The 25285-nt window shown below is 56.5% G+C and carries 19 protein-coding genes; 7 read left to right on the top strand and 12 right to left on the bottom strand.

Annotated elements, in window-relative coordinates; all coding sequences use genetic code 11:
• Nucleotides 1-8 precede the first annotated feature (8 nt).
• Nucleotides 9-782 (top strand): ABC transporter ATP-binding protein, encoded by a 774-nt coding sequence (locus tag ACOXYR_RS06420; RefSeq protein WP_108473722.1) that lies wholly within the window; start codon nt 9-11, stop codon nt 780-782.
• A 171-nt stretch (nt 783-953) separates the two neighbouring features.
• Here ACOXYR_RS06420 and yegS read toward each other — a convergent pair whose 3' ends face one another.
• The 8 genes from yegS to ACOXYR_RS06460 form a co-directional block, all read right to left on the bottom strand.
• The gene (gene yegS, locus ACOXYR_RS06425) at nt 954-1853 is read right to left on the bottom strand and encodes a lipid kinase YegS (RefSeq protein ID WP_108473723.1); all 900 of its coding nucleotides are present in this window, start codon (nt 1851-1853) and stop codon (nt 954-956) included.
• 265 nt (nt 1854-2118) lie between these two features.
• Nucleotides 2119-3480: a prephenate-dependent tRNA uridine(34) hydroxylase TrhP gene (gene trhP / locus ACOXYR_RS06430; RefSeq protein WP_350435597.1), complete on the bottom strand. Its 1362-nt coding sequence runs from the start codon at nt 3478-3480 to the stop codon at nt 2119-2121.
• Nucleotides 3481-3687: 207 nt separating this feature from the next.
• The gene (gene baeR / locus ACOXYR_RS06435) at nt 3688-4410 is read right to left on the bottom strand and encodes an envelope stress response regulator BaeR (protein WP_113857241.1); all 723 of its coding nucleotides are present in this window, start codon (nt 4408-4410) and stop codon (nt 3688-3690) included.
• The gene (gene baeS / locus ACOXYR_RS06440) at nt 4407-5834 is read right to left on the bottom strand and encodes an envelope stress sensor histidine kinase BaeS (protein WP_108473725.1); all 1428 of its coding nucleotides are present in this window, start codon (nt 5832-5834) and stop codon (nt 4407-4409) included. Before baeS ends, baeR begins: the two co-directional genes overlap by 4 nt.
• On the bottom strand, nt 5831-7246 hold the full coding sequence (mdtD, locus tag ACOXYR_RS06445; RefSeq protein WP_407731313.1) for an MFS transporter: 1416 nt from the start codon (nt 7244-7246) through the stop codon (nt 5831-5833). Before mdtD ends, baeS begins: the two co-directional genes overlap by 4 nt.
• A 1-nt stretch (nt 7247) precedes the next feature.
• Nucleotides 7248-10325, bottom strand: a complete 3078-nt coding sequence (gene mdtC / locus ACOXYR_RS06450; RefSeq protein ID WP_407731312.1) for a multidrug efflux RND transporter permease subunit MdtC — start codon at nt 10323-10325, stop codon at nt 7248-7250.
• Nucleotides 10326-13448, bottom strand: a complete 3123-nt coding sequence (locus ACOXYR_RS06455) for an MdtB/MuxB family multidrug efflux RND transporter permease subunit (protein ID WP_113857237.1) — start codon at nt 13446-13448, stop codon at nt 10326-10328.
• Nucleotides 13448-14701, bottom strand: coding sequence for an MdtA/MuxA family multidrug efflux RND transporter periplasmic adaptor subunit (locus tag ACOXYR_RS06460; RefSeq protein ID WP_421356386.1), 1254 nt, complete (start codon nt 14699-14701; stop codon nt 13448-13450). Before ACOXYR_RS06460 ends, ACOXYR_RS06455 begins: the two co-directional genes overlap by 1 nt.
• A 277-nt stretch (nt 14702-14978) precedes the next feature.
• Here ACOXYR_RS06460 and ACOXYR_RS06465 point away from each other — a divergent pair, with 277 nt between their 5' ends.
• Together ACOXYR_RS06465 and ACOXYR_RS06470 are read left to right on the top strand one after the other, a co-directional pair.
• Complete coding sequence (locus ACOXYR_RS06465) at nt 14979-15038, top strand: type I toxin-antitoxin system Ibs family toxin (protein ID WP_108473785.1); 60 nt, start codon at nt 14979-14981, stop codon at nt 15036-15038.
• Nucleotides 15039-15254: 216 nt separating this feature from the next.
• Nucleotides 15255-15314, top strand: a complete 60-nt coding sequence (locus ACOXYR_RS06470; RefSeq protein WP_112919032.1) for a type I toxin-antitoxin system Ibs family toxin — start codon at nt 15255-15257, stop codon at nt 15312-15314.
• 108 nt (nt 15315-15422) lie between these two features.
• On the opposite strand, the gene yegD is transcribed toward ACOXYR_RS06470, so the two are convergent.
• Entirely contained in the window at nt 15423-16775 is a 1353-nt protein-coding gene (gene yegD, locus ACOXYR_RS06475) for a molecular chaperone (RefSeq protein ID WP_108473731.1), read from the bottom strand.
• A gap of 133 nt (nt 16776-16908) precedes the next feature.
• Here yegD and alkA point away from each other — a divergent pair, with 133 nt between their 5' ends.
• Nucleotides 16909-17748 (top strand): DNA-3-methyladenine glycosylase 2, encoded by an 840-nt coding sequence (gene alkA, locus ACOXYR_RS06480; RefSeq protein ID WP_108473732.1) that lies wholly within the window; start codon nt 16909-16911, stop codon nt 17746-17748.
• Between the two features lie 4 nt (nt 17749-17752).
• Here the strand turns inward: alkA and ACOXYR_RS06485 are convergent, their stop codons facing one another.
• On the bottom strand, nt 17753-20338 hold the full coding sequence (locus ACOXYR_RS06485) for a diguanylate cyclase (RefSeq protein ID WP_147251867.1): 2586 nt from the start codon (nt 20336-20338) through the stop codon (nt 17753-17755).
• 325 nt (nt 20339-20663) lie between these two features.
• Here ACOXYR_RS06485 and udk point away from each other — a divergent pair, with 325 nt between their 5' ends.
• The 3 genes from udk (at nt 20664) to asmA (ending at nt 23840) form a co-directional block, all read left to right on the top strand.
• Nucleotides 20664-21305 carry a uridine kinase gene (gene udk, locus ACOXYR_RS06490; protein WP_015963820.1) on the top strand — a complete coding sequence of 214 codons (642 nt, stop codon included), beginning with the start codon at nt 20664-20666 and terminating at the stop codon, nt 21303-21305.
• Nucleotides 21306-21384: 79 nt separating this feature from the next.
• The gene (gene dcd, locus ACOXYR_RS06495; RefSeq protein WP_015963821.1) at nt 21385-21966 is read left to right on the top strand and encodes a dCTP deaminase; all 582 of its coding nucleotides are present in this window, start codon (nt 21385-21387) and stop codon (nt 21964-21966) included.
• 26 nt (nt 21967-21992) lie between these two features.
• Nucleotides 21993-23840 carry an outer membrane assembly protein AsmA gene (gene asmA / locus ACOXYR_RS06500; RefSeq protein ID WP_421356387.1) on the top strand — a complete coding sequence of 616 codons (1848 nt, stop codon included), beginning with the start codon at nt 21993-21995 and terminating at the stop codon, nt 23838-23840.
• Between the two features lie 110 nt (nt 23841-23950).
• Here the strand turns inward: asmA and cbpM are convergent, their stop codons facing one another.
• Both cbpM and cbpA read right to left on the bottom strand, forming a co-directional pair.
• Nucleotides 23951-24244 (bottom strand): chaperone modulator CbpM, encoded by a 294-nt coding sequence (cbpM, locus tag ACOXYR_RS06505; RefSeq protein WP_113857232.1) that lies wholly within the window; start codon nt 24242-24244, stop codon nt 23951-23953.
• On the bottom strand, nt 24244-25161 hold the full coding sequence (gene cbpA / locus ACOXYR_RS06510; RefSeq protein WP_421356388.1) for a curved DNA-binding protein: 918 nt from the start codon (nt 25159-25161) through the stop codon (nt 24244-24246). Before cbpA ends, cbpM begins: the two co-directional genes overlap by 1 nt.
• Between the last annotated feature and the right edge of the window lie 124 nt (nt 25162-25285).

Consider the following 25285-nt stretch of genomic DNA (forward strand, 5'->3'; position numbering starts at 1 on the left):
AACGCGTCATGATTGAAGTGAATAACCTGAATCTGGTGTTTGGCGAAGGTGAGAAGCGTAACCAGGTGCTGTATGACGTGAGCTTCCACGTTAAACCGGGTGAGATTTACGGGCTGGTGGGGGAGTCAGGCTCGGGTAAAACCACGGTGCTAAAGTGCCTCGCCGGGCTGTTTACCCACTGGCAGGGGGCGCTGGCGATTAACGGCCAGCCGCTTGAACACAGCATCAGCCGCACGCGTTGTCGTCAGGTGCAAATGGTGTTTCAGGATCCCTACGGTTCGCTGCATCCACGCCATACCATTGGCGATATTCTGGAGGAGCCGCTGCAAATCCACGGCATCGCCGATCGCGACAGGCGGATCAACACGCTGCTGGATCGCGTAGGGTTAACCCGCGCTTTCCGCGATCGCTACCCACATCAGCTTTCGGGCGGGCAGCGCCAGCGCGTGGCGATTGCCCGGGCGCTGATTCTGGAGCCGCAGGTGCTGCTGCTGGATGAACCAACCTCGGCGCTGGATGTGTCGGTGCAGGCGGAAATTTTGAATCTGCTGGCAGAGTTGCAGCAGGAGTCGCGATTGACCTATCTGATGGTGACGCACGATCTGGGCGTGATTGCCCATTTGTGCCAGAAAGTGGCGGTGATGCAGTACGGCAAAATTCTCGAAACCCTCACCGTCGATGATCTGGTCGCCGGAAAAGCGCAAACGGATTATACGCGGATGCTGGTCAACGCCAGCCAACAGTACACCCGCGAGATGGCGCGGGAAGTGGCAGCGTATTAAGCCATGCCGGGGGCGCTGCGCTTGCCCGGCCTACGTGGGTTGGTGTAGGCCGGATAAGGCGAAGCCGCATCCGGCGCTGGTGCGGGCTTTGCCGGGGGCGCTGCGCTTGCCCGGCCTACGAGGGTTGGTGTAGGCCGGATAAGGCGAAGCCGCATCCGGCATTCCTGCAGATTAGCGCAATAGCTGACAATCTGGCGGCAGGCGCGCGCGGAGCGCGTTCGAGAGAATGTCGATGCGAAACGTCTGTCCGCTAAGCGGTTCACCGTCGAGATTAAACGTCATTTCATGGGGTGACGTAATTTCAAACCAGGCTGAACGTCCACGTACCAGATGAGGACTCTCTTCTCGTTGTGTCAACGTCGTGAACAGCGCCGGAATAATCTCTTCCCCGGTTATGACCAGCAAATCCAGAAGACCATCATTTATCAGCGCGTCAGGGCAGAGAGGCTGCCCGCCGCCCGCCTGACGACCGTTCCCAATCCCTATTACCAGCGCATCTCCCTGCCAGTGGAAATTTTCTCCATGAATTTCACAGCGGTCGGGTTTGAGCGTATCCATCCGCATTAATCCGTGAATCAAATACGAGACGCCGCCCAGTGCCGCTTTCAGTTTTTCCGGTGTTTCGGTGGTAATACGCGTGCCAAATCCGCCCGTCGCCATATTAATAAAGCAGGTTTTGTCGTTAACGCGCGCAGTATCAATCGGCACGTCGCGCCCGGAAATCGCCAGACGCAGGGCTTTCTCCAGATCCATTGGAATACCGACGCTGGTGGCGAAATCATTCGCGGTGCCGAGAGGAAGAATGCCTAACGCCGGGGCATTGGCGTCCTTAAGCTCAATCAACGCGGTGGCAATTTCATTAATGGTGCCGTCACCGCCGCCGGAAATTACCGTCGCGACGCCGAGTTGCTGCGCTTCCCGGATATAACGCAGTGCATCGCCTTTTTCCCAGGTGACGCGAACATGAAGTTCGGCGCCTTCTTTGCGAAGGGTCTCAACCGCCTGACGCAGCTGCGGATTATCCGTGCTCTTGCCGTTGAGAATTAATAAGCTGGCGGGAAAGTTGGTCATCCTTTTTCCTCGTTAATCAACGTAATAAAAGTATATGGCAGAAAAAGTATAGCGGGATAAGAACCAACTGATTTTCAGAAAAGGCGGGTAACAGATAAAAAATTAGCCTGCGTAAGGGAGATTACGCAGGCCAAGGAGGTGGTTCCTGGTACAGCTAGCATTTATGGGTTATGTTTTTCAGCGAAGCGATAATACCCGGAATAAACAATTAGGTATGTGATCCAATTCTAAGATTCTTCTCGCTTGCGAAATTACCCATTATGAACTACTTGCTGTGCGGGTTACGCGTCGACTCGCCGTTGAAGTTGCGCATCAGCAGTGCGTACTCCAGAGCGATATCTTCCGGTACTGGCAGCCAGACGATGTGACCATCACCCGGTGCGACCGGTTTATCGGCACCTTTGGCGTCAACCATCTGCTCCAGTGTAAAGTTCACGTTACCCTGCGGGGTCATCAGTTCCAGGCTATCGCCGACAGCGAATTTGTTTTTCACCGCCACTTCCGCCAGTGCGCCTTTGCGCTGGCCGGTAAATTCGCCGACAAACTGCTGACGTTCAGACACAGAGAAACCGTATTCGTAATTCTGGTAATCGTCGTGCGTATGGCGACGCAGGAAGCCTTCGGTATAACCGCGATGCGCCAGACCTTCCAGGGTTTCCAGCAGGCTGGTATCGAACGGTTTGCCTGCGGCGGCATCGTCAATCGCCTTGCGGTACACCTGCGCCGTGCGCGCGCAGTAGTAGAAGGATTTGGTGCGGCCTTCGATTTTCAGCGAATGCACACCCATTTGCGTTAAACGCTCAACGTGAGCGATGGCACGCAGATCTTTCGAGTTCATGATGTATGTGCCGTGCTCGTCTTCGAACGCGGTCATGTATTCGCCCGGACGCTGGGCTTCCTCAATCATAAATACTTTATCGGTTGGCTCGCCAATACCCAGCGTTGGCTCAACGTTCTGCACCGGAATCGGCTCATATTTGTGAACGATATTGCCGACCACATCTTCTTTGCCTTCCTGCACGTTGTATTCCCAACGGCAGGCGTTGGTGCAGGTACCCTGATTCGGATCGCGTTTGTTGATGTAGCCAGAGAGCAGGCATCGGCCAGAATAAGCCATGCACAATGCGCCGTGAACGAAGATCTCAATCTCCATCTCCGGCACCTGTTGGCGAATTTCTTCGATCTCTTCCAGTGACAGTTCGCGCGAAAGAATGACGCGGGAGAGCCCCATCTGCTGCCAGAATTTCACCGTCGCCCAGTTCACTGCGTTCGCCTGGACGGAGAGGTGAATTTGCATATCCGGGAAATGTTCTCGCACCAGCATGATAAGACCCGGATCGGACATAATCAGCGCATCCGGCCCCATATCCACCACCGGCTTCAGATCGCGAATAAAGGTTTTCAGCTTGGCGTTATGCGGCGCGATATTCACCACCACATAGAATTTTTTTCCGAGCGCATGGGCTTCGTTAATGCCAAGTTGCAAATTTTCGTGATTGAATTCGTTGTTGCGAACGCGCAGGGAGTAACGCGGTTGACCCGCATAAACAGCATCCGCGCCATAAGCGAAAGCGTAACGCATATTTTTCAGCGTTCCCGCCGGGGAAAGGAGTTCCGGTTTAAACATGATGTTCTCGTTCTGATGACAGGTCAGATCCGCGTCACGGTGCGCGCGGCAGGGAGGGTTCCCATACTTTTAGGGCGGGCATTGTAGCGCCGGGAGTGAGGGGAGTAAACCCTCGCTCTTTTCCACCTGGCAGGAAGTAATGAGATTCGGTGTTGAGAATGACACGGTTTTCACCCTCTCCCGGGGGAGAGGGCTGGGTGGGAGGGCTTACGCCATCCGGCACGCATCCGCTTCCCAACGATATCCCACGCCATACACCGCGCGGATAAACGACTGTTCGGCGTCGAGCGCTTCCAGTTTGCGGCGCAGGTTTTTAATATGGCTGTCGATGGTACGATCGGTGACCACGCGATAGTCGTCGTAAAGATGATTCAGCAACTGTTCGCGCGAGAAGACTTTTCCCGGCTCCTGTGAAAGTGTTTTCAGCAGGCGGAATTCTGCGGGCGTTAAATCCAGCAGGCGGTCACGCCAGGAGGCCTGAAAACGGTTTTCGTCGACAATCAGCGGGCTTTGCGCGTCCAGCGCCTGTATATCGCGACGCGGTTTGCAGCGGCGCAAGATGGTTTTCACACGCGCCACCACTTCACGCGGGCTGTAAGGCTTGCAGATGTAATCATCCGCGCCGATTTCCAGCCCAAGCAGGCGATCAATCTCTTCGATTTTGGCCGTGACCATCACAATCGGCACTTCAGAGAAGCGACGAATTTCGCGACACAGCGTCAGGCCATCGGTGCCTGGCAGCATGAGATCCAGCAGGATCAGATCCGGCGGCGTATCGTGCACAAAAGGCAGAACCTGATCACCGTGGCTGATAAGTGTGGGCGCGTAATTGGCCGCCAGCAAATAATCAATCAGCAACTGCCCCAGCTTGGGTTCGTCCTCGACAATTAAAATACGCGGGGTGTTTTCATCTATCGGTAACTCAGTCATAACTCTCTCGATGTGTCGCGATCCAGCGGTAGTTCTACTTTAATGCTTACCCCGCCAAAAGGCGAATGCGCGGCATCAAGCCTGCCGCCGTGGGCGGTAACAATGTTTACGCATATCGCCAGCCCCAGGCCGGAGCCGCCGCTGGCGCGGTTGCGCGATCCTTCAGTACGATAAAAACGCTCACACAACATGGCGAGCTGTTCATCGCTGACGCCCGGCCCACTGTCGGCGAATTCAACCGTAATGTTTTGCAGCGTTTTACTGGCGCGAATATGCACCTCACCGCCGCTGTCGGTGTAACGCAGGCTGTTTTCCAGCACGTTATTGAACAGTTGCATCAAACGGTCGCGATCGCCGAAAACCATTGCGCTATCCGGTAAAGAAAGATGCAGCGTTAAGCCACGGCTGGCAAGACGTTCGCGGAACGCTCCGGCGGCAATTTCCAGCAGTGAAACGAGATCTACCGGCGCTTTTTGATACGCCAGCGCGCCTTCGTCAGACATCGAAAGCTGATGCAGATCGTCCACCAGTTTGGTCAGCGTGGCGACTTCCGCCTGAAGCGAGGCGACCGATTCCGGGGTGAACTTACGCACGCCATCCTGAATGGCTTCCAGTTCACCGCGTAAAACGGCAAGAGGGGTGCGCAGTTCGTGGGAGATATCGGCCATAAAATCGCGGCGCATCTGTTGATTGCGGTCGAGCGTGCTGGCGAGCTGGTTGAAGTCCTGCGCCAGTCTGCCAAGTTCATCGCTGCCGCGCGCATCAACGCGCGTCGAGAAATCGCCCGCCGCCAGTTTATGCGTGCCTTCCACCAGCCGTTTCACCGGTGCCAGCAAACCACGCGCCAGCGGGAAGGTCGCCAGCGCGGCGAGCAGCGTCGAGAGCGCGACGATCAACCAACTGGTACGGCGCTGCTGTTGGTCGAAATTAATATCCGTGTTACGCGTCAGGCGTTCCACCGGTGAGGCGATAACCGCACCGACTTCTAGCCCATCAACCACAATCGCGCGACGGGTACCGTCAGGTGGAACAGGCTCACGTGGGCCAACCAGCACGCGTTCACGCTGATCGACGACCCAAAACTGTGTTCGCCAGCCATGAGGTGGCATGGATGGCCCCGGTGGCCCTGGCGGGCCGGGTGGACGATGATCGTCACTATTATCGTGCTCAAAAGAGCGCAAAATCTGGAAGATGAAGCGATCGTTATTGCGCAGAAAACGCCAGTTACCGTGTTGCGCATACTGCTCCGCCAGCGCGTCGCTCAGCAGTTCAAGACGCTGTTCGTTACCGTGTTTAATGTAATCAATAAACCCGCGTTCAAAACTGACGCGTACCGCCCAGTGCATCGTGATTAACAGCACGATACAGGTGGCGAAGATGGCGAGGAAAAGTTTTCCGGTGATCCCCGGACGCCATAGTTTCACTGTTCACTCCTTTTTCGTCGGGCGATAACCACGTTTTTGGTGACGTCGTCAGGTACGCGGGCAAAAATCAGGGCGGGCAGGGCGATAATCAGCGCCATGCACAGATAGGTATACATAAAGACATGGTGCGTGGCGGCGCTATCGGCAGCAACATGCTGCTGGCCGAACATGCCCAGCAGTAAGCCTGCTACGGTAACGCCAATACTCATTGAGAGCTGCATGATCATCGACAGCAGGCTATTGCCGCTACTGGCATGCTCATCGGGCAAATCTTTCAGCGTCAGCGTGTTCATTGACGAGAAGCGGCTGGAGTTGACCATTCCCTGAATAAACAGCACCAGCGGCAGGGCGTAATACCAGCCTGCCAGCGCCGTCGCCATAAACAGCAGGCTCACCAGCGCGAGGCCAATCGTGGTGGTGACCAGCACATTCCGGTAACCAAAACGGTTAACCACCTGCACCACAATCCGTTTCATCCCCATGCTGCCGAGCACCATCGGGATCATCATCAGCCCGGCATGGAACGGTGAAAAACCGAGTCCGATTTGCAAAAAGACCGGCGTCATAAACGGCAGCATGCCGCTACCAATGCGTCCGGCGAAACTGCCTGCCAGACCCAACGAAAACGTCGGCGTATTAAATAGTTTCAGGCTGAACAGCGCGTTGTCATTTCCTTTGGCGTGCCAGAGATAAAACAGTATTGAGGCGACACCAACGGCAACCAGAATCGCCAGCGTAAGGCTTGATATGCCCAGCCCTTTCTGCCCGTCGAGGGCCAGGGTGAGCACCGCCATGCCCAGCGCCAGCACGATAAATCCGCTCAGGTCAAAACGGCGAGTTTGCAACGTGTAGTTGGGCATCAGCATCAGCGTGGCGATCCCGCCGATAATGCCGACCGGAATGTTGATCAGGAAGATCCAGTGCCAGGAGGCGTATTCTACCAGCACGCCGCCGAGCGCCGGGCCCAACAACGGGCCGACCTGACCGGGCAGGGTGACGAAGGTCATCGCCGCCATATACTGTGAGCGCGGGACGATTTTCATCACTGTCAGACGCCCGACGGGCACCATCATCGCACCGCCAACGCCCTGTAATACACGCGCCATCACCAGCTCATTGAGCGTGCTCGCCAGGGAGCAAAACAGCGAGCCGGCGGTGAACAGGACAATGGCGGTGAAGAAGATATTGCGCACGCCCACTCTGTCCGCCAGCCAGCCGGAGGCGGGAAGCATCACCGCCACGGTCAGCACGTAAGAGACCACCACCATATGCATATGCAGCGGGCTCTCTCCCAGGCTTGCCGCCATAGAGGGGAGGGCGGTATTGACGATAGTGGTGTCCAGCGATTGCATAAAGAAGCCGAACGCCACTATCCAGAGTTGCCAGCGCACGCTGGCGGGGAGTTCTGTCATTTTACTCGGTTACCGATTGCCGGGATTTACGCGAAAAACGCAGGCGCAGACGATCGAAGAACAGATAAACCACCGGCGTGGTGTACAGCGTCAGCAACTGGCTGACCGCCAGGCCGCCGACAATCGTTATCCCCAGCGGCTGGCGCAGTTCTGAACCGTCACCGCTGGAAATCACCAGCGGTAAGGCGCCAAACAGCGCTGCCAGCGTGGTCATCATAATCGGACGAAAACGCAGCAGACACGCCTGGAAAATGGCTTCTTCAGGCGACAGATTGCCGTTTCGCTGCGCGTCCAGCGCAAAATCGACCATCATGATGGCGTTTTTCTTCACAATGCCAATTAATAGCATAATCCCGATAAGCGCGATTAGGCTGAACGGGGCATTGAACAGCTCCAGCGCCAGCAGTGCCCCGACGCCTGCTGAAGGCAAGGTCGAGAGGATCGTGAGCGGGTGGACGTAGCTTTCATACAGGATGCCCAGCACGATATACACCGTCGCAATTGCGGCGATAATCAAAATCACCTGCGAGTTCATCGTCTCCTGGAATACCTGCGCGGTACCGGCAAATGAGCCACGCACCGTGGAAGGCACGCCGAGTTGCGTCATGGCGCGGTCAATCGCGTCACTGGCCTCTGATAACGATTTTCCAGTAGGCAAGTTAAACGACACCGTGGAGGCCGCCGACAGCCCCTGATGGTTGACCGATAGCGGCGCGTTAGCAGGTTGCCATTTGGCGAAGTAAGAAAGCGGAATCGCTTTCCCTTCGTTGTTTATGACGAACATTTTATCCAGCGCGCTGACGTCCTGGGTATAAACCGGATCCACTTCCATCACCACTTTATACTGATTAAGCGGTTGATAGATGGTTGAAATCTGCCGCTGACCAAAGGCGTTATTTAACAGGCTGTTGGCTGCCTGCACGCTGATGCCAAGGCGCGACATGGTTTCCCGGTCATAGATCAGAGCCATCTCGGCGCCGTTATCTTCCTGATCCGAGTTAACGTCCGCCAGTTCAGGCAGCGCCGCCAGCGCTTTACGAATTTTCGGTTCCCACTCGCGCAGGGCACTCAGATCGTCAGAAAGCAGCGTGTATTGATAACTGGCGTTGGACTGACGCCCGCCGACGCGGATATCCTGTACTGCCATCAAGAACAGGTTCGCCCCAGGCTCTTTCGCCAGCTTCTTGCGCAGGCGGTCGATCACCTGCTGGGCTGAATCATGCCGTTCATCGCGTGATTTCAGGGTGATAAACATCATCCCGCTGTTGACGCGCGAGCCGCCGGTAAACCCGGTCACGTTGTCTACTGCCGGATCTTCACGGATGATCTTCATGAAGTCCTGCAATTTTCCGCGCATCGCCTGGAAAGAGATGCTCTGGTCAGCCTGAATGCCGCCCATCAGCACGCCGGTATCCTGCTCCGGGAAGAAGGTTTTCGGAATAGCAATATAGAGCCAGACGTTCAGCGCAACGGTTGCGAGGAAGACCAGGCCAACCATCCGCGAGTGTTTCAGCACCCAGTGCAGGGATTTGCCGTAGCCCTGTTGCAGGCCAACCAGCAAACGCCCGAGACCTTTTTTCCGGGTGGGGGTATGGGCGGGCTGGCGCTTGAGCATCCAGCCGCACATCATCGGCGTTAAGGTCAGCGATACCGCCAGCGAAATACCAATTGCCACCGACAACGTCACCGCAAATTCGCGCAACAGGCGGCCCGGAAGCCCGTCCATCAGCAATAACGGCAGGAAGACCGCCACCAGTGACACGCTCATCGACAGCACCGTAAACCCGACTTCCCGGCTTCCCTGAAGGGCGGCCTGCATCGGTTTCATCCCGGCTTCGATATGGCGCGAGATGTTTTCCAGCACCACAATGGCGTCATCCACCACGAAACCGGTGGCGATAGTGAGCGCCATCAGCGACAGGTTATTCAGGCTAAAGCCGCATAGATACATGGCGGCAAAGGTGCCGATCAGCGAGACGGGAACGGCGACCGCGGGGATCAACGTCGCGCGACCGGATCGCAGGAACAGGAATACCACCAGGATCACCAGTGCGACGGAAATCACCAGCGTCTGCTCGACCTCTTCGAGGGAGGCGCGAATCGTTGGCGAGCGATCCTGCGCAATTTGCAGGTCAATCGCCGCCGGAATGGTCTGCTGAAGCTCCGGCAGTTCGGCGCGGATGGCGTCCACCGTTTCGATAATGTTGGCTTCCGGCAGTTTGCGGATCATCAACAAAATCGCCGGCTTGGCGTTGGTCATCCCGGCGTTACGCACGTCCTGCACCGAGTCCGTCACCGTCGCGACGTCGCTCAGACGTACCGCCGCGCCGTTGTTGTAGTGAATGATTAACGGCTGATATTCCGCCGCGGTTTTCAGCTCGTCGTTGGTCTGAATCTGCCAGCGATGGGCGTTATCTTCCAGCGCCCCCTGCGGTTTACGCACGTTGGCATTGCTGATGGCACTGCGCACATCGTCCAGCGAGACGCCCTGATTAAACAGTGCCTGCGGGTTAAGCCCCACGCGCACGGCGGGCAGGGAACTGCCGCCGACGTCAACATCGCCCACGCCGTCAATTTGCGCGATACTCTGCGCCAGTTGGGTTGAGGCGAAATCATACAGTTCACCCTGTGAATACGTCTCCGAGGTGAGTGTCAGGATCATGATCGGCGCATCGGACGGGTTGGCTTTGCGGTAGGTCGGACGGCTGGGCATACCGCTCGGCAGCAGACTTTGTGCGGCGTTGATGGCGGCCTGCACATCGCGCGCCGCGCCGTTGATATCGCGGTCAAAATTGAACTGCAAAATGATGCGCGTGCTGCCAAGTGAGCTGCTGGAGGTCATTTCGCTCACCCCGGCAATGCGCCCGAGCGAACGCTCCAGCGGTGTGGCCACCGACGAGGCCATGGTTTCCGGCGATGCGCCAGGCAGCGAGGCGCTGACCATTATGACCGGGAAATCAACCTGCGGCAGCGGGGCCACCGGCAGCAGCCGGAAACCCAGCACACCGCAGAGGGTAATGGCGATAGCGATTAAAATCGTCGCCACCGGGCGGTAAATGAAGAGGGCAAAAAACTTCATTTACGCCTCCTCCTCATGACGCGGAAAGCGTTTTTTCAGATGCAGCGCCAGACGGTCAAACAGCAGATAAATCACCGGCGTGGTGAACAGCGTCAGCACCTGGCTGACCAGCAGGCCGCCAACCATGCCAATCCCTAACGGGCGACGCAGTTCCGCGCCGACGCCGGTACTCAGCATCAGCGGCAGCGCGCCGAGCAGGGCGGCGAGCGTGGTCATCAGAATCGGGCGGAAACGCAGCAGACACGCCTGATAAATCGCTTCGTGTGGCGGCATGCCCTGTTCACGCTCTGCCGCAAGGGCAAAGTCGATCATCATGATGGCGTTCTTCTTCACGATGCCGATAAGCAAAATAATGCCGATAATGGCGATCACATCCAGCTCACTGCCGGCAATCATCAGTGCCAGCAACGCCCCTACGCCTGCGGTCGGCAGAGTAGAGAGGATGGTAATTGGGTGGATAAAGCTTTCATACAGCACGCCGAGCACGATATACATCGCCACGACGGCGGCAACCACCAGCCAGACGGTGCTGCTGAGTGCCGACTGGAAGGCCAGCGAGCTACCCTGGAATTCGGTACGAATATCCGTCGGGAAACTGAGCGTTTTTTCAGCGTTCATAATCGCATCAACCGCATCGCCCAATGAATAGTCGCCCGCCACGTTAAACGAAATGGTGGTGACCGGGAACTGATCCAGATGGTTGATGGAGAGTGGGGCAAAACGCTGCTCGATTTTGGCGATGGCTGTGAGGGGCACCACACCGCCATCGCTGCTGGTCAGGCGCACGTTATCCAGCGCGGCGAGCCCTGGCGTGGCTTGTGTGTCATGTTCCAGCACCACGCGGTACTGGTTGGCCTGGGTATAAATGGTGGAAATAAGACGCTGGCCAAAGGCGTTATAGAGCGCATTGTCCACGTCCGCCATGGAAATGCCCAAACGGCTGGCGCTATCGCGATCAACGTTAACGTATGCCACCAGCCCCTGATCCTGCCAGTCGCTGCTGACGTCAGAAAGCTGCGGGAGGGTTTGCAGTTGCGAGACCAACTGCGGCACCCACAGGCTCAGCGCGTCCAGCGAGTTTGCCTGAAGCGTGAACTGGTATTGCGTGCGGCTCACGGTGGTATCGATGGTGAGATCTTGTGTCGGCTGCAAATAGAGTGAGATACCCGGTACGCGATCGACATTCTGTTGCAGGCGCTTAATCACTTTCTGCACGCGGTCGTCGCGCTCATCCAGCGGTTTGAGGTTGATTTGCAAACGCGCGCTGTTCAGCGCCGGGTTGGTGCCGTCCACACCGACATAGGACGTCAGACTTTCCACCGCCGGATCTTTGAGAATGATTTCGGAAACCTGCTGTTGACGCTGTGCCATGTTGGCAAAAGAGGCCGATTGTGGTGCCTGCAGCGTGCCCTGAATAATGCCGTTATCCTGAATCGGGAAGAAGCCTTTCGGAATAACCACCCACAGAATAATCGACAACGCCAGGGTGCCCAGCGCCACGCTGAGCGTCAGCCACGGATGCTTCAGAACGCGGGCCAGCATATGCCCGTAACCGGCAATGACGCGGTCAAAGAAACGTTCGCTGGCGCGGGAAAAACGGTTCTGTTTACGCAGGGATTCATGGCTGAGCATGCGTGCGCACATCATTGGCGTCAGGGTCAGCGACACAATTGCGGAAATGAGTATCGCCACCGCAAGCGTCACCGCAAATTCACGGAACAGGCGGCCCACAATATCACCCATAAATAGCAACGGAATCAGTACCGCAATCAGCGAGAAGGTGAGGGAGATAATGGTAAAGCCAATTTCGCCTGCGCCCTTCAGCGCCGCTGCCAGCGGTTTTTCGCCTTTCTCGATATAGCGCGAGATGTTCTCAATCACCACAATGGCGTCATCGACCACGAAACCGGTGGCAATGGTGAGCGCCATCAGCGTCAGGTTGTTGATCGAGAAATCAAGAAAGACCATCACCGCGAAGGTGCCGATAAGCGACAGCGGTACCGCCACGCCGGGAATAATGGTGGCCGGCACGTTACGCAGGAACAGGTAGATGATCATCACCACCAGGGCTATCGCCAGCATCAGTTCAAACTGCGTATCGGTGACCGACGCACGAATATTGGTGGTGCGATCGGACAAAACCTCAACTTTCACCGATTTTGGCAGACTTTCGGTGAGCTGCGGCAGCATCTGACGAATGCTGTCGGCGGTGGCGATAATGTTTGCGCCGGGCTGACGCTGGACGTTCATCACAATCGCGTGTTTATTGTTAGCCCACGCGCCAAGCCAGCTGTTCTCCGCACCCTGCTCAATGGTCGCAACGTCGCCCAGGCGTACCGGGGAGCCGTTCTGATAAGCAATTATCAGCTTGCGATACTCTTCCGCTGACTGCATCTGGTCGTTCGCGGATAACGTGACGGCGCGAGTCGGGCCGTCGAGGCTCCCTTTGGCCGAGTTAACGTTCGCGCTGGTGATCGCGGTGCGCACCGTTTCGCTGGTCAATCCTAATGCCGCAATAGCCTGTGCGTTCAGCTTCACACGTACGGCAGGGCGCTGACCGCCCGCCAGCGTCACCAGCCCGACGCCGGAGACCTGGGAAATTTTCTGCGCCACGCGCGTTTCCACCATATCTTCCACCTGCGTCATCGGCATGGCGGAAGAGGTAACGGCGAGCGTCATGATTGGCGGATCCGCCGGGTTCACTTTGCTGTAGACCGGCGGATTAGGCAGGTCGTCCGGCAGCAGGTTGGTGGCGGCGTTAATCGCGGCCTGCACTTCCTGCTCGGCGACATCCAGCGGTAAGGTGAGCTGAAACTGAAGGGTGACCACTGACGCCCCGCCCGAACTTTGAGAGGACATCTGCTTAAGGCCAGACATCTGGCCAAACTGTCGCTCCAGCGGCGCGGTGACCGCAGACGTCATCACGTCCGGGCTGGCGCCAGGGTAAAGCGTGACCACCTGAATGGTGGGGTAATCAACCTCCGGCAACGCGGAGACGGGCAGGAAGCGATAGCCGATGATCCCGGCAATCAGGATCGCCACCATCAACAGAGTGGTGGCGACCGGGCGCATGATAAACAGACGGGAGGGGCCGCCCGTGTTGCTCGGCGGTAAAACGTGCATCAGGAGCGCGCTCCTTTATGGCCCGCGGCGGTCGCGGGTTCAGCCTCTTTCGCCTCGGTGGCGGCGCTGTGTGCTTCCACCACTTCCACTTTCGCGCCTTCGGTCAGACGGTCTATACCGTCCGTCACCACGCGATCGCCCGCGGAGAGCCAGGCGCTGATCACCACTTTCTGGCTATCCTGAATGCCTGGAACCACGGTGTGCTTGCTGACTTTATTCTCGCTGTTCAGCACCCAAACGAAGTGCCCGTCATTGCCCATCTGCAGAGCAGCCGCCGGAATCACCACCGCATCCTGTTGAGTATCCACCAGCATCCGCGCGTTAACGAATTGATTGGGGAAGAGGGCGTCATCCTGGTTGTTGAAACGCGCCTTCAGCTTGATGGTGCCGGTGGTGGCGTCAATCTGGTTATCGAGGCTCAGCAATACGCCGTCGCTCAGTTTCTGTTTATTGGTACGATCCCACGCTTCGACGGTCAGGGGTTTACCGGATTTCTGCGCGTTGACTACCGTGGCAATGTCATTCTCCGGCAAGGTGAACACCAGGTCGATGGGATGGGTTTGTGTCAGAACCACAATTCCTGTGGTATCGCCGCTTGAAATTTGGTTGCCGATATCCACCTGCTTCAGACCTACGCGCCCGTCCACTGGCGCGGTGATACGGCTCCAGTCGAGCTGCAACTGCGCGCTGGCAACGGCGGCTTCATCAGCCTTGATGGTGCCCTGTGTCTCGCTGACCAGCGACTGTTGGGTATCCAGCTCCTGACGTGAAACCAGATTGGTTTTCACCAGTTGTTGATAGCGGGCAAGATCGCGACGGGCGTTAGCAAGCGTCGCTTTGTCTTTCGCCAGTTGCCCCTGCGCCTGAGCGAGGGCGACTTTAAACTGACTCGGATCGATTTCCGCCAGCAGATCGCCGGCTTTTACCTGTTGACCTTCCTGAAAGTGCAGCGCCATCAACTGACCATCCACGCGGCTGCGCACCGTCACGGTGTTGGCGGCGGTGATGGTGCCTAATCCACTCAGATAGCGCGGCACGGCTTCCTGGGTGGCGGTCGCGGCCTGAACGGGCGCAAGGGTTGCGCCAAAACGGCCACCATGACGCCCACCACCTGCCGGGCGTTCTCCCTGAGCGCCGGCTGCCGGGCCTGCGGATTCTGGTGTGCGATTCATCAGCCAGTAGCCAGTGACTGCTCCGGCCACAATCAGCAATGCCAGCACAACCAGCCAGCGGGATTTGTTACTGCCTTTCATTTTAATGAGTTTCTCGTCCTGAATCATTTCGCGGAATGATACTAGTTTAGTTACCGGATGGTCGGAAAAAATGGAGGAAATATGAAACACAGGGACGAATCGTCCGAATCACGAACGCTTTGCGAGGCCGCTCGGGGAATTGACACGCTGGAAGCACAGCACAAGTCGGGTGAGCTAGAGTGCATCCAGAATTGCTGCGTTGCAGAAAAGGCGTTCAGCAGGGGGCTGAAAAGGGAAAGCCCCTCCCGAAGAAGGGGCCTTAAATAAGGAAAGGGTTATGATGAAGCTGCTCATCATACTGGTGATTCTCTTAGTGATTAGCTACCCAGCATACTAAGACACCAGGGGGAGGGGGAAACCTCTCCCTTACCCTCACTCCTTAATTTAGGGTTGCATCAACGGGAAGTCAATCGTGCGCGGCAGACTTTGCGGCGCAGGTAGCAGTTGACGTTTTCCGCTGGAATGATGTCGGGCATTGCAGAAAAGGCGTTCAGCAAGGGGCTGAAAAGGGAAAGCCCCTCCCGAAGAAGGGGCCCTAAATAAGGAAAGGGTTATGATGAGACTGGTCATCATACTGGTGATTCTCTTAGTGATTAGCTTACCGGCTTACTAAGACACCAGGGGGAGGGGGAAACCTCTCCCTTACCCTCACTCCTTAATTTAGGATTGCCTCCACAGGAAGTCAATGGCTATGCCAGCCACTTTGCGACACGGCGAGCAGTTAACTAAACACCACCTGCGCCCAACGGGCCAACCCGGCGGTGACCGAGCCAAAATCATCGCCACCGGCAATCGGGATCCCCGGCAGTTGCGCCGCCAGCGCCTTTTTGATCAGTGGCGATCGGGCGCTGCCGCCAGTCAGGTAGATGATATCCGGCTTTTCTGCGCTTGCGTTCAGCGCCAGATGCACCTGCTCCATAATGCGGGTCAGTGGTTGATCCAGCGCCGTTTCCAGCCCTTGCTGGGTGATGGCGGTGGCGAGTTCATCGCTGATAAACGGCAAGGTGGTCGCCACTTCCGGGCGATCGGAGAGTGCAATTTTGCTCTCTTCCGCGCAGCGCACCAGGCGATAGCTCAGACGCTGTTGCCACACTTTATAGAGCAGGGCGACTTTCTCGGCATCGCGCGCGTCGCGAGCCAGGTCGCGCAGCATGCGGCCATTGGCGCTGCTGTAGAAATCGGTCTGCGCCGGAACGTCGTTAATCGCCACGGCATTCCACCAGGGCAGAATCGGCAGGGCGATGCCTTTTTCGGTTTCGCCCCCCATACCGAGTAACGGCATCAGGCTTTTGAAGGCCAGCGCGATGTCGAGGTCGTTTCCGCCGACGCGGCAACCGCTGTGGCCAAGCAGACTTTGCTTCCGATCGTGTTTTTCACGCCACTGCGGGCCCATCAGCAAAACGGAACAGTCCGTGGTGCCCCCGCCGATATCGACGACCAGCACACGCTGCTCTTTATCCAGCGTGGCTTCGAAATCAAGTCCGGCGGCAACCGGTTCATATTGGAACACGATATCGCGGAAACCGGCACGTTTCGCCGCACGTTCCAGAATCCCCTGCGCCTGCGCGTTGGCGTCTTCCCCACCGAGCCCCTGGAAGTTGATTGGCCGTCCAATGACCGCTTGATCAATGCTTTCGGGTAACTGGCGCTGTGCCTGCTGGCGAATGTGCAGCATCATCGCGCACACCAGGTCTTCGAATACAGCCACCTGCTGCGGCTTCAGCCCGCTGGCGCCGAGGAATGATTTGGGCGATTTAACGAAGTAGACCTCTTCCGGGTCGTCGATGTACTGGCGCAACGAGGCGAGGCCGAACTGGACGCTGTGGCTCAGTACGTCGATATCTTCATCGCGATTATAGTTGATGGCCCGGCGCAGCAGCGCCTGGGTCTCATCGCCGGCTGCGGGAACCTGATGATGGCGGTAGAGCCATTCGCTGACCGCTTCGCGGGTAGGGGCACAGAGCATTGAAGGAAGCAGCGAGCTGCCGTTTTCCAGAGTGAGCAGACGAGGTTTTCCCTCCTGCATCACCGCCACTGAACAGTTTGCCGTACCGTAGTCAAAACCAATAAACACCTTTAAATCCCCATGCCGGTGAAGAAGGGGGGCGACTTTACTTGCATTTTTTCCTGACGACAAGTCGGAATATGAAAGCAAGGAACAAAAGCGGTTTTGCCGCTATGCTGTAGGCGCAAACCGGGGAGAAATTATGTTCGAATTATCGTGGCAGGCGCCTTACGACTGGCCGTGGATGTGGGGATTTTTACAGGCGCGTGCGGTGACGGGCATTGAGCGTTTCGAGGCAGACAGCTACGCGCGCAGTTTTGAATTCGACGGGCATTGTGGTGTGATCACGATGACGCCAGATGAATCACGCCAGGTGCTGCGCGTCACGCTTTCGGAAGGGTTATTGCCCGTGGCGGAAAGTTGTCTGACGCGCGTGTCGCGTTTGCTGGATCTTAATTGTGAGCCTCAGATAATTAATGACACGCTTGGCGCACTGGCACGCGCCCGTCCAGGGTTACGTTTACCGGGTTCGATGGATGCCTTTGAGCAGGGCGTCAGGGCGATACTTGGGCAACTGGTGAGCGTGTCGATGGCGGCAAAATTAACCGGTAAAGTGGTCGCCGCCTTTGGCGAGCCGTTGCCTGAGTTTCCCGGCTTTTACCTTTTCCCACGACCAGAACACCTGATGAGTGCCGAACCGCAGCAGTTAAAGGCGCTGGGCATGCCGCGCAAGCGGGCGGAATCGCTTATCTATCTGGCAAAGGCGGCGTCATCCGGTGAGCTGCCGGTCAACGCGCCTGAGGATATAGAGCAGGGGATGAAAACACTGCAAAGCTTCCCCGGGATTGGTCGCTGGACGGCGAACTATTTCGCCCTGCGCGGCTGGCAGGCCAGCGATGTCTTTTTGCCGGATGACTATTTGATCAAGCAGCGTTTTCCTGGCATGACGCCCGCGCAGATCCGCCGTTATGCCGAGCGCTGGCACCCCTGGCGCTCTTACGCGCTGCTGCATATCTGGTATACAGAAGGGTGGGCACCGTAACCGGCTACTCTTTTTGTGAGAAGCGGTTGTGGACGCGCGGCATGGCATCCGGCTGTGCGCTGTATATTGTCACGCGCCCGCGGCCATTGTGCTTAGAGGCATAGCACGCCATATCCGCCTGCGACAGTAAATCGGTGAGATTGGCGTTATGCCGGTCAATAAACGTGATCCCTGCGCTGGCACCGATGTGGTGCGCATGGCCTTCCCAGGTGAAAGGGTAGGCGTCTACGCCATCGACAATGCGCTGGGCGATATCGCGCGCATCTTCTTCCTTACACTCTGGCAGCAGAAGACCGAATTCATCGCCGCCCAGACGCGCAAGAATATCGCCTTTACGTAACAGGCTCAGCATTAGCGCTGATATTTCACGCAGCAGCGCGTCACCGGCGGCATGCCCGGCGTTATCGTTCACAGACTTAAAGCGATCAAGGTCGATAAAGACCAGCGCATGACGTTCCTGCGCGTTATCAATATTGATCAGATGGCGCTTGAGATGGCTTTCAAAACTCGCCCGGTTCGCCAGATGGGTCAGCACGTCATGCGAGGCGCTGTAGCTGAGCTGGCGCAGCATTTCGCGTGATTCCGTCACATCCTGGATAACCAGTACTGAACCAATATTTTCGCCATTCAACGTGCTGAGTGGCGTAATACTGTACTGAATATCAAAGCTACCGCCATGCCGGCTATGCAGAACCAAATCGTCATCGATATCACTGCGACAGAGGTCGCCCGTCTTGAAGTTGTCTATCAGGGCGCCGTGATCGCCGACGCTGATGTGAAATACCGAAAGGAGCGGTTTGTTCAACGCTTCTTGCTGCGTCCATCCGCTCATTTTTTCCGCCACCGGGTTCATAAAGGTGATATTCATATTCATGTCGGTACAAACAACCGCTTCGCCGATGGAATCGAGCGTAATATGCAGCCGCTCTTTTTCCTGAAATAGCGCGTCGTTCAGCTCCTTCACTTCCGTCATATCAATATTAATGCCGAGCAGACGTTCCACTTCACCCTGTTTATTGAGAACACGATTGGCAAGCGAGCGGATATGACGAATTTTGCCTTTAAGCTGGACGCGGAATTCCAGCATCAGCGGCGCGCTCGATTTTAGCGAGTTAAGCACTTTGCGGGTGGCGTTCTCTCTATCTTCTTCGACCAGGCACGACTCCCAAATCTGCCAGGTGGGTTGGACATGTGAAGGGATGCCATAAAGTTCGAACATACGTTTATCCCAACTGATTTTGTTGGGTTTAAGATCCCACTCCCAGATGCCGACACCGCCCGCTTCGTTGGCAAGCGTAATGCGCTCCATCAGCCGCTGATTAACCTGCTCCGTTTTTTTCAGTTCGTTAATGTCTTCAATCTGGGCAATAAAATAGAGCGGCGTGCTGTCCGGATTGCGCACTAACGACACGGCGAGCAGCGCCCAAACCACTTCGCCCTGACGGGTGTAATAGCGCTTCTCCATGGTGTAGGTGTTGATTTCCCCGCGTAGCAGGCTGTCGCGCTGATTCAGGTCGGAGTCTAAATCCTCCGCTAAGGTGAGCTCCTGAAACGTCATTTCGCGTAACTCATCCGGGCTGTATCCCAGAAACTGGCACAGGGATTTATTCACCTGCAACCACTGGCCTTCCGTTCCCACCAGCGCCATACCGATCGCTGAGTGTTCCATCGCATTGCGAAAACGCTCTTCGCTTTCAACGATATGCTTACTTTCGGCGCGAAACGCATACATCACCATGGTCATGACGTTCGCCGGAAGCAGAATCATCACAAACGGCATCCATGAGGCGTTGGTGACGGTATAAACGACGGAAACGTGCTGCGAGAGTGTGGCATCTGACATAATCAGCGACACCAGCATCACGGTGCACAGGAAAATCATAAACGCTTCCATACGCGGTAAGCGCACGGCGCTCCACATCAGTAATACGATGATGCAGGTATAAGGCCATGGCATATAAATCATCGACAGTGCGCTTAGCGCAAGCGTCACGGCTAGCGTTAGCAGCGTTTCCAGCAGCAGGCGCGGGTCGCGGTGACGCAGCAGATAATGCGGCTTAAACAGCAGCCCTAATGGCACCAGCGCCAGTGCGCCGATGGCTTCCGAAAGCGTCCAGATAATAAACGACTGAAGCGGGTTGTCGTCTGGCACCAGCAGATACACCATCAACCCGCCGACCAGCGGCGGAATCAGCGCGCCGCCAATGGCGAGGCGGATCCAGTCATGCAGATTTTGCAGTGGGTTATAGTGAGGTAACAGCTTACGCAACAGCAGGCCACCCACGACGGCTTCGATGATGTTAATACCGGAGTAAATCAGATTCAGCTCATGCAGCGGGAAGAGTAACAACGATGCCGCCACATTGCCCAGCGTACAGGCAACGGCGATGGCTGGCCACATTCTGCGGCTGTGGCGATAAAACGCCACCATCATCACCGACGTCGGGAACCAGAGCGGGGCCAGTAGCGCGCCAAGCTGGGTCAGCTCAAGCGAGAAGAGGGTGAAAATGAAGGTCACCAGCCCCAGACTGGCCAGACGAAGCACAGGATGAGCAGGGACAACGAAGACGGGCCGGGCTACTTTATTCATTACCATTTTCGCGAGAGTGCTGTTGGGCGGGTTTCAGATTTATCTGATAGAAGATGACGTCATGCTAGTACAAGGCATTAATAATTTATAGGGTGGTAGCACATAAATTGATAGCACTGAGACCGGGGTTGCGCAACCTGACGAAAGGGAAAACCTGCGCTGCATCTGCCCAGATGCGCGTGCGGCAGAGGAACTTTTCGCCCTCGACCCGTGCAATCCCATGCATTCGACTGGTATCGCGGGCGTGAAATCCCTATAATTGCGGCGTTTGACGCTCTGGCGTCGTCCTTCCTTATCATCCAGGTTAATCAGGTCGCAAAAATTTATGACTGATAAGTCTCATCAGTGCGTCATCATAGGCATCGCCGGCGCATCGGCTTCGGGTAAAAGTCTTATCGCCAGCACGCTGTATCGCGAATTACGTGAACAGGTTGGTGATGAACACATTGGCGTTATTCCCGAAGACAGCTACTACAAAGACCAAAGTCATTTGTCGATGGAAGAGCGTGTTAAGACCAACTATGACCATCCGAACGCGATGGATCACAGCCTTTTATTGCAGCATCTGCAAATGCTCAAACGCGGCGAACCTATCGAATTACCGGTCTACAGCTATGTAGAACACACCCGCACCGCCGAGACGGTTCATGTCGAACCTAAAAAAGTCATTATTCTTGAAGGTATTCTGCTGCTGACGGAAGCGCGTCTGCGTGAAGAGATGAGCTTCTCTATTTTCGTCGATACGCCGCTGGATATCTGCCTGATGCGCCGCATTAAGCGTGACGTTAACGAGCGTGGTCGTTCGATGGACTCGGTGATGGCCCAGTATCAGAAAACCGTTCGCCCGATGTTCCTGCAGTTTATCGATCCTTCCAAACAGTATGCCGATATTATCGTGCCGCGTGGCGGGAAAAACCGCATTGCAATTGATATTCTGAAAGCGAAAATTAGTCAGTTTTTTGAATAACTCACGCGAATTGTGTAACGTGCAGTAATCGCCCCCGCGTATATGAGAATGGGGGCCGGTTGTACCAAAGGAGAATGGCATGCGTCTGTGTGACCGAGATATTGAAGCCTGGCTGGATGAAGGCCGACTGGCGATTAACCCGCGTCCTCCCGTTGAGCGTATTAATGGCGCGACGGTCGATGTGCGCCTGGGCAATAAATTTCGTACCTTCAGCGGTCATACTGCCGCCTATATTGATTTGAGCGGCCCGAAAGCGGAAGTCAGCGCGGCGCTCGACCGCGTGATGAGCGAAGAGATCGTTCTCGCAGAAGGTGATGCGTTTTATTTGCACCCGGGTGAACTGGCGCTGGCGGTGACGCTGGAATCGGTCACGCTGCCTGCGGATTTAGTCGGCTGGCTTGACGGTCGTTCCTCCCTCGCGCGTCTTGGCCTGATGGTTCACGTGACCGCGCACCGGATCGATCCGGGCTGGTCAGGCTGTATCGTGCTTGAGTTCTATAATTCCGGTAAATTGCCGCTGGCGTTGCGTCCGGGGATGCTGATTGGCGCGCTGAGCTTCGAGCCGCTTTCCGGCCCGGCAGCACGCCCCTACAACCGTCGTGAAGACGCGAAGTACCGTGACCAGCAGGGCGCGGTCGCCAGTCGTATTGATAAAGACTGAGTTGAAGCTGGTCTGGTGAGGATACCATGAGACGTATTTTAACGACGCTGATGATTCTGCTGGTGGTGCTTATCGCCGGCCTCTCGGCGTTGGTTCTGTTGGTCAACCCGAACGATTTCCGCAGCTATATGGTGCGGCAGGTCGAAGCACGTAGCGGCTATCAGCTTCAGCTGGATGGCCCGCTGCGTTGGCACGTCTGGCCGCAGCTCAGCATTTTGTCCGGCAGAATGCGTCTCACCGCGCCGGGCGCGACGGAGCCGCTGGTGCGCGCCGATAACATGCGTCTGGACGTGGCGCTGTTGCCGCTGCTTTCGCACCAGTTACAGGTTAAACAGGTGATGCTTAAGGGCGGAGTGATTCAACTTACGCCGCAAAGTGAAGCCGCACCGGTTGAACATACGCCCGTAGTGCCGAAAGAAAACACCTTACCATTGGTACCGGAAGATCGCGGCTGGTCATTTGATATCTCCCGTCTTAAGGTGGCCGATAGCGTGCTGGTGTTCCAGCATGCCGATGATGAGCAGATAACGGTGCGCGATATTCGTCTGGAGATGGAGCAGGACGAACATCATCTGGCCACGCTCGATTTTTCTGGTCGCATCAATCGCGATCAGCGTGACTTAGCGCTGGCGCTTACCGCGCGTATCCAGGCCGGAGATTATCCGCACCGTCTGGACGCGCAACTCTCGCAAATCACCTGGCAACTTCAGGGCGCCGACCTGCCTTCCCAGGGCATCAGTGGTGCGGGCAGCGTGAATGCACGCTGGCAGGAAGAGCAGAAAACGCTGAGCTTCAGCGACATCAATTTTACGGCTAACGACAGCTCACTGCGCGGCTCAGGCAGCGTGGTATTGAGCGACCATCCGGTATGGACGCTCGATTTACAGTCTGACAAGCTCAATCTCGATAATCTGTTAACGCGCAGCGCGACATTGACCGACGCCAACGGTGGCCAGCAGGCCCAGAGCGCGCCGAAACAGGCACGCCCGGTCATTGCCAACAGCGACAGCGTTCCGCAATACAGCGGTCTGAAAAGCTTTGATGGCACGCTTTCTCTGGTCGCCAAACAGGTGACCTGGCGCGGGATGAACTTTACCAACGTCGCGCATCAGGCGACCAATACGCGTGGTCTGCTGGATATTACCCAGCTTGAAGGCACGCTGGACGGCGGGAAACTCTCACTGCCTGGCCAACTGGATGCCCGGGAAGTCACGCCTGCGGCGGAATTCCACCCGCAACTTGAGAACGTCCAGATTGGCAGCCTGCTGAAAGCCTTTAACTATCCTATCGAACTGACCGGGCGCTTAACGCTGGACGGCGAGTTTGCCGGTACGGCGATTGACGCGGAGAGCTTCCGCCGCAACTGGGAAGGGAAGGCAGATATCTCTCTGAAAGACGTGCGTGCGGAGGGGCTCAACTTCCAGCAACTGGTGCAGCAGGCGGTCGAGCGCAGTGCCGATGTCAAAGCGCAGGAAAGCTACGACAGCGCCACGCGTCTTGATAATCTGACCACCGCGTTCAGCCTGGATCATGGCAAACTGACCCTGAGCAATATGCAGGGCGAGTCGCCGCTGCTGGCGGTTGATGGCAAAGGTGCGCTGGATCTGGTCAAAGAAGAGGGCGATATGCAGTTTAACGTCCGTGTCGTTGACGGCTGGCAGGGCCAGAGCTCCCTGGTGCAAATCCTGAAAGAAACGGCTATCCCACTGCGCGTCTACGGCAAATGGCAGGCGCTCAATTACAGTCTTCAGGTGGATCAGGCGCTGCGTAAACATCTGCAAAGCGAAGCGCGCCGTCGTTTGAGCGACTGGGCGGAGAAAAATAAAGACCGCCAGTCAGGGAAGGATGTGAAGCAGTTTTTAGAGAGTCATTAAGACACGTCCGCCTCACCCCGCCCTCACCCACAGGGAGAGGGAGAAAACCAGCGCAGAACATGTAGATTTGCACACTCTGCCCCCTCTCCCTGCCGGAGAGGGGGCCAACTCTACCACCGCTCCAGCCGTTGTCTCAGCCGTTCATTTTCCCGCGCCAGTCGCGCATTTTCATCCAGTAGCGTCAACGCGACAGCGATCCCCGGCCAGTCCAGTTCCAGCTCATGACGCAGTCTCACTGCGCGATGTACCACCACCGCCGCGTGATCATCAAACAACCACTCCTGGGCCTGAGAGACCTGCGGTTCAATCATCCCCAGCCCGACAATTTCATTCAGCTCATCAGACGATACGCCCGTGCGCAGGCAAAATTCCGTGACGGTTAAGGTTACAGTTACGGTGGTCATTATGCTTTCCCCCAGGTTTTACGCGGGTCGAAGCTGGCCTGACTCTCAGCCAGTTGTTGCCACAGCGCGCTCGTTTTCTCATCCGGTTTCGGCGGCATCACGATTTTAATCACCGCAAACAGGTCGCCGATGACGGTTTTACTGACCAGGCCTTTGCCCTTAATCCGCAACCGTTGGCCGGCCTGACTGCCCGCTGGAATGGTCAGCAGAATGCTCTCTTTGAGCGTTGGTACTTCCACTTTGGTGCCCAGCGCGGCTTCCCACGGTGCTAAAGGAAGAACAATCTCCAGATTGTGGCCGACGATATCAAACAACGGATGCGGCGCGATGTGAATAATCATCCACAGGTCGCCGTTTGGCCCGCCATTTTCGCCCGGCGTGCCCTGGCCTTTGAGGCGAATACGTTGCCCGTCGCTGACGCCCGCAGGGATTTTCACGTTCAGTGTTTTTGGCAGTTCCTGTTCAACCATGCCGAAAACGTTATACACCGGCACCTTATAGCTGATGGTGCGCTGCTGCTCGGCCAGCGTCTCTTCGAGGAACACCGCCACTTCAATTTCCAGATCCTGGCCGCGTGAGGCGCGCTGACGGCGGGCGTGATGCGCCTGCTGACCAAACATCGAAGAGAAGATATCGTCAAAATCTCGCTGATTGTAGCTCTGTTCATGGCCCTGCTGCTGGCGGCCAAAATGCGGATCGTTACGATGCGCCCAGAGCTCGTCATATTCAGCGCGCTTCTGCTCGTCTTTCAATACTTCCCAGGCTTCGGCGAGATCTTTAAAGCGGGCTTCGGCATCGTTTTCTTTGCTGACATCGGGGTGATATTTGCGCGCCAGGCGGCGGTAGGCGGTCTTGATGGTCTTCAGATCGTCCGTTGGTTTAACCCCCAGAATCGCATAATAATCCTTTAATTCCATAATGTTATCTCATTAATGAATGCGGTGGTCATGGCCCACCTGAAAAAAGGGCTCGTGTATAAGCGTAGGGCAAATGTGCGCGGTGGGGCAGAAGAAATGTGTGGGAAAATTGATAGAAGACAAG

Source organism: Pseudocitrobacter faecalis, from assembly GCF_965231525.1.
In the GTDB taxonomy this organism is placed as follows: Bacteria; Pseudomonadota; Gammaproteobacteria; order Enterobacterales; family Enterobacteriaceae; genus Pseudocitrobacter; species Pseudocitrobacter faecalis.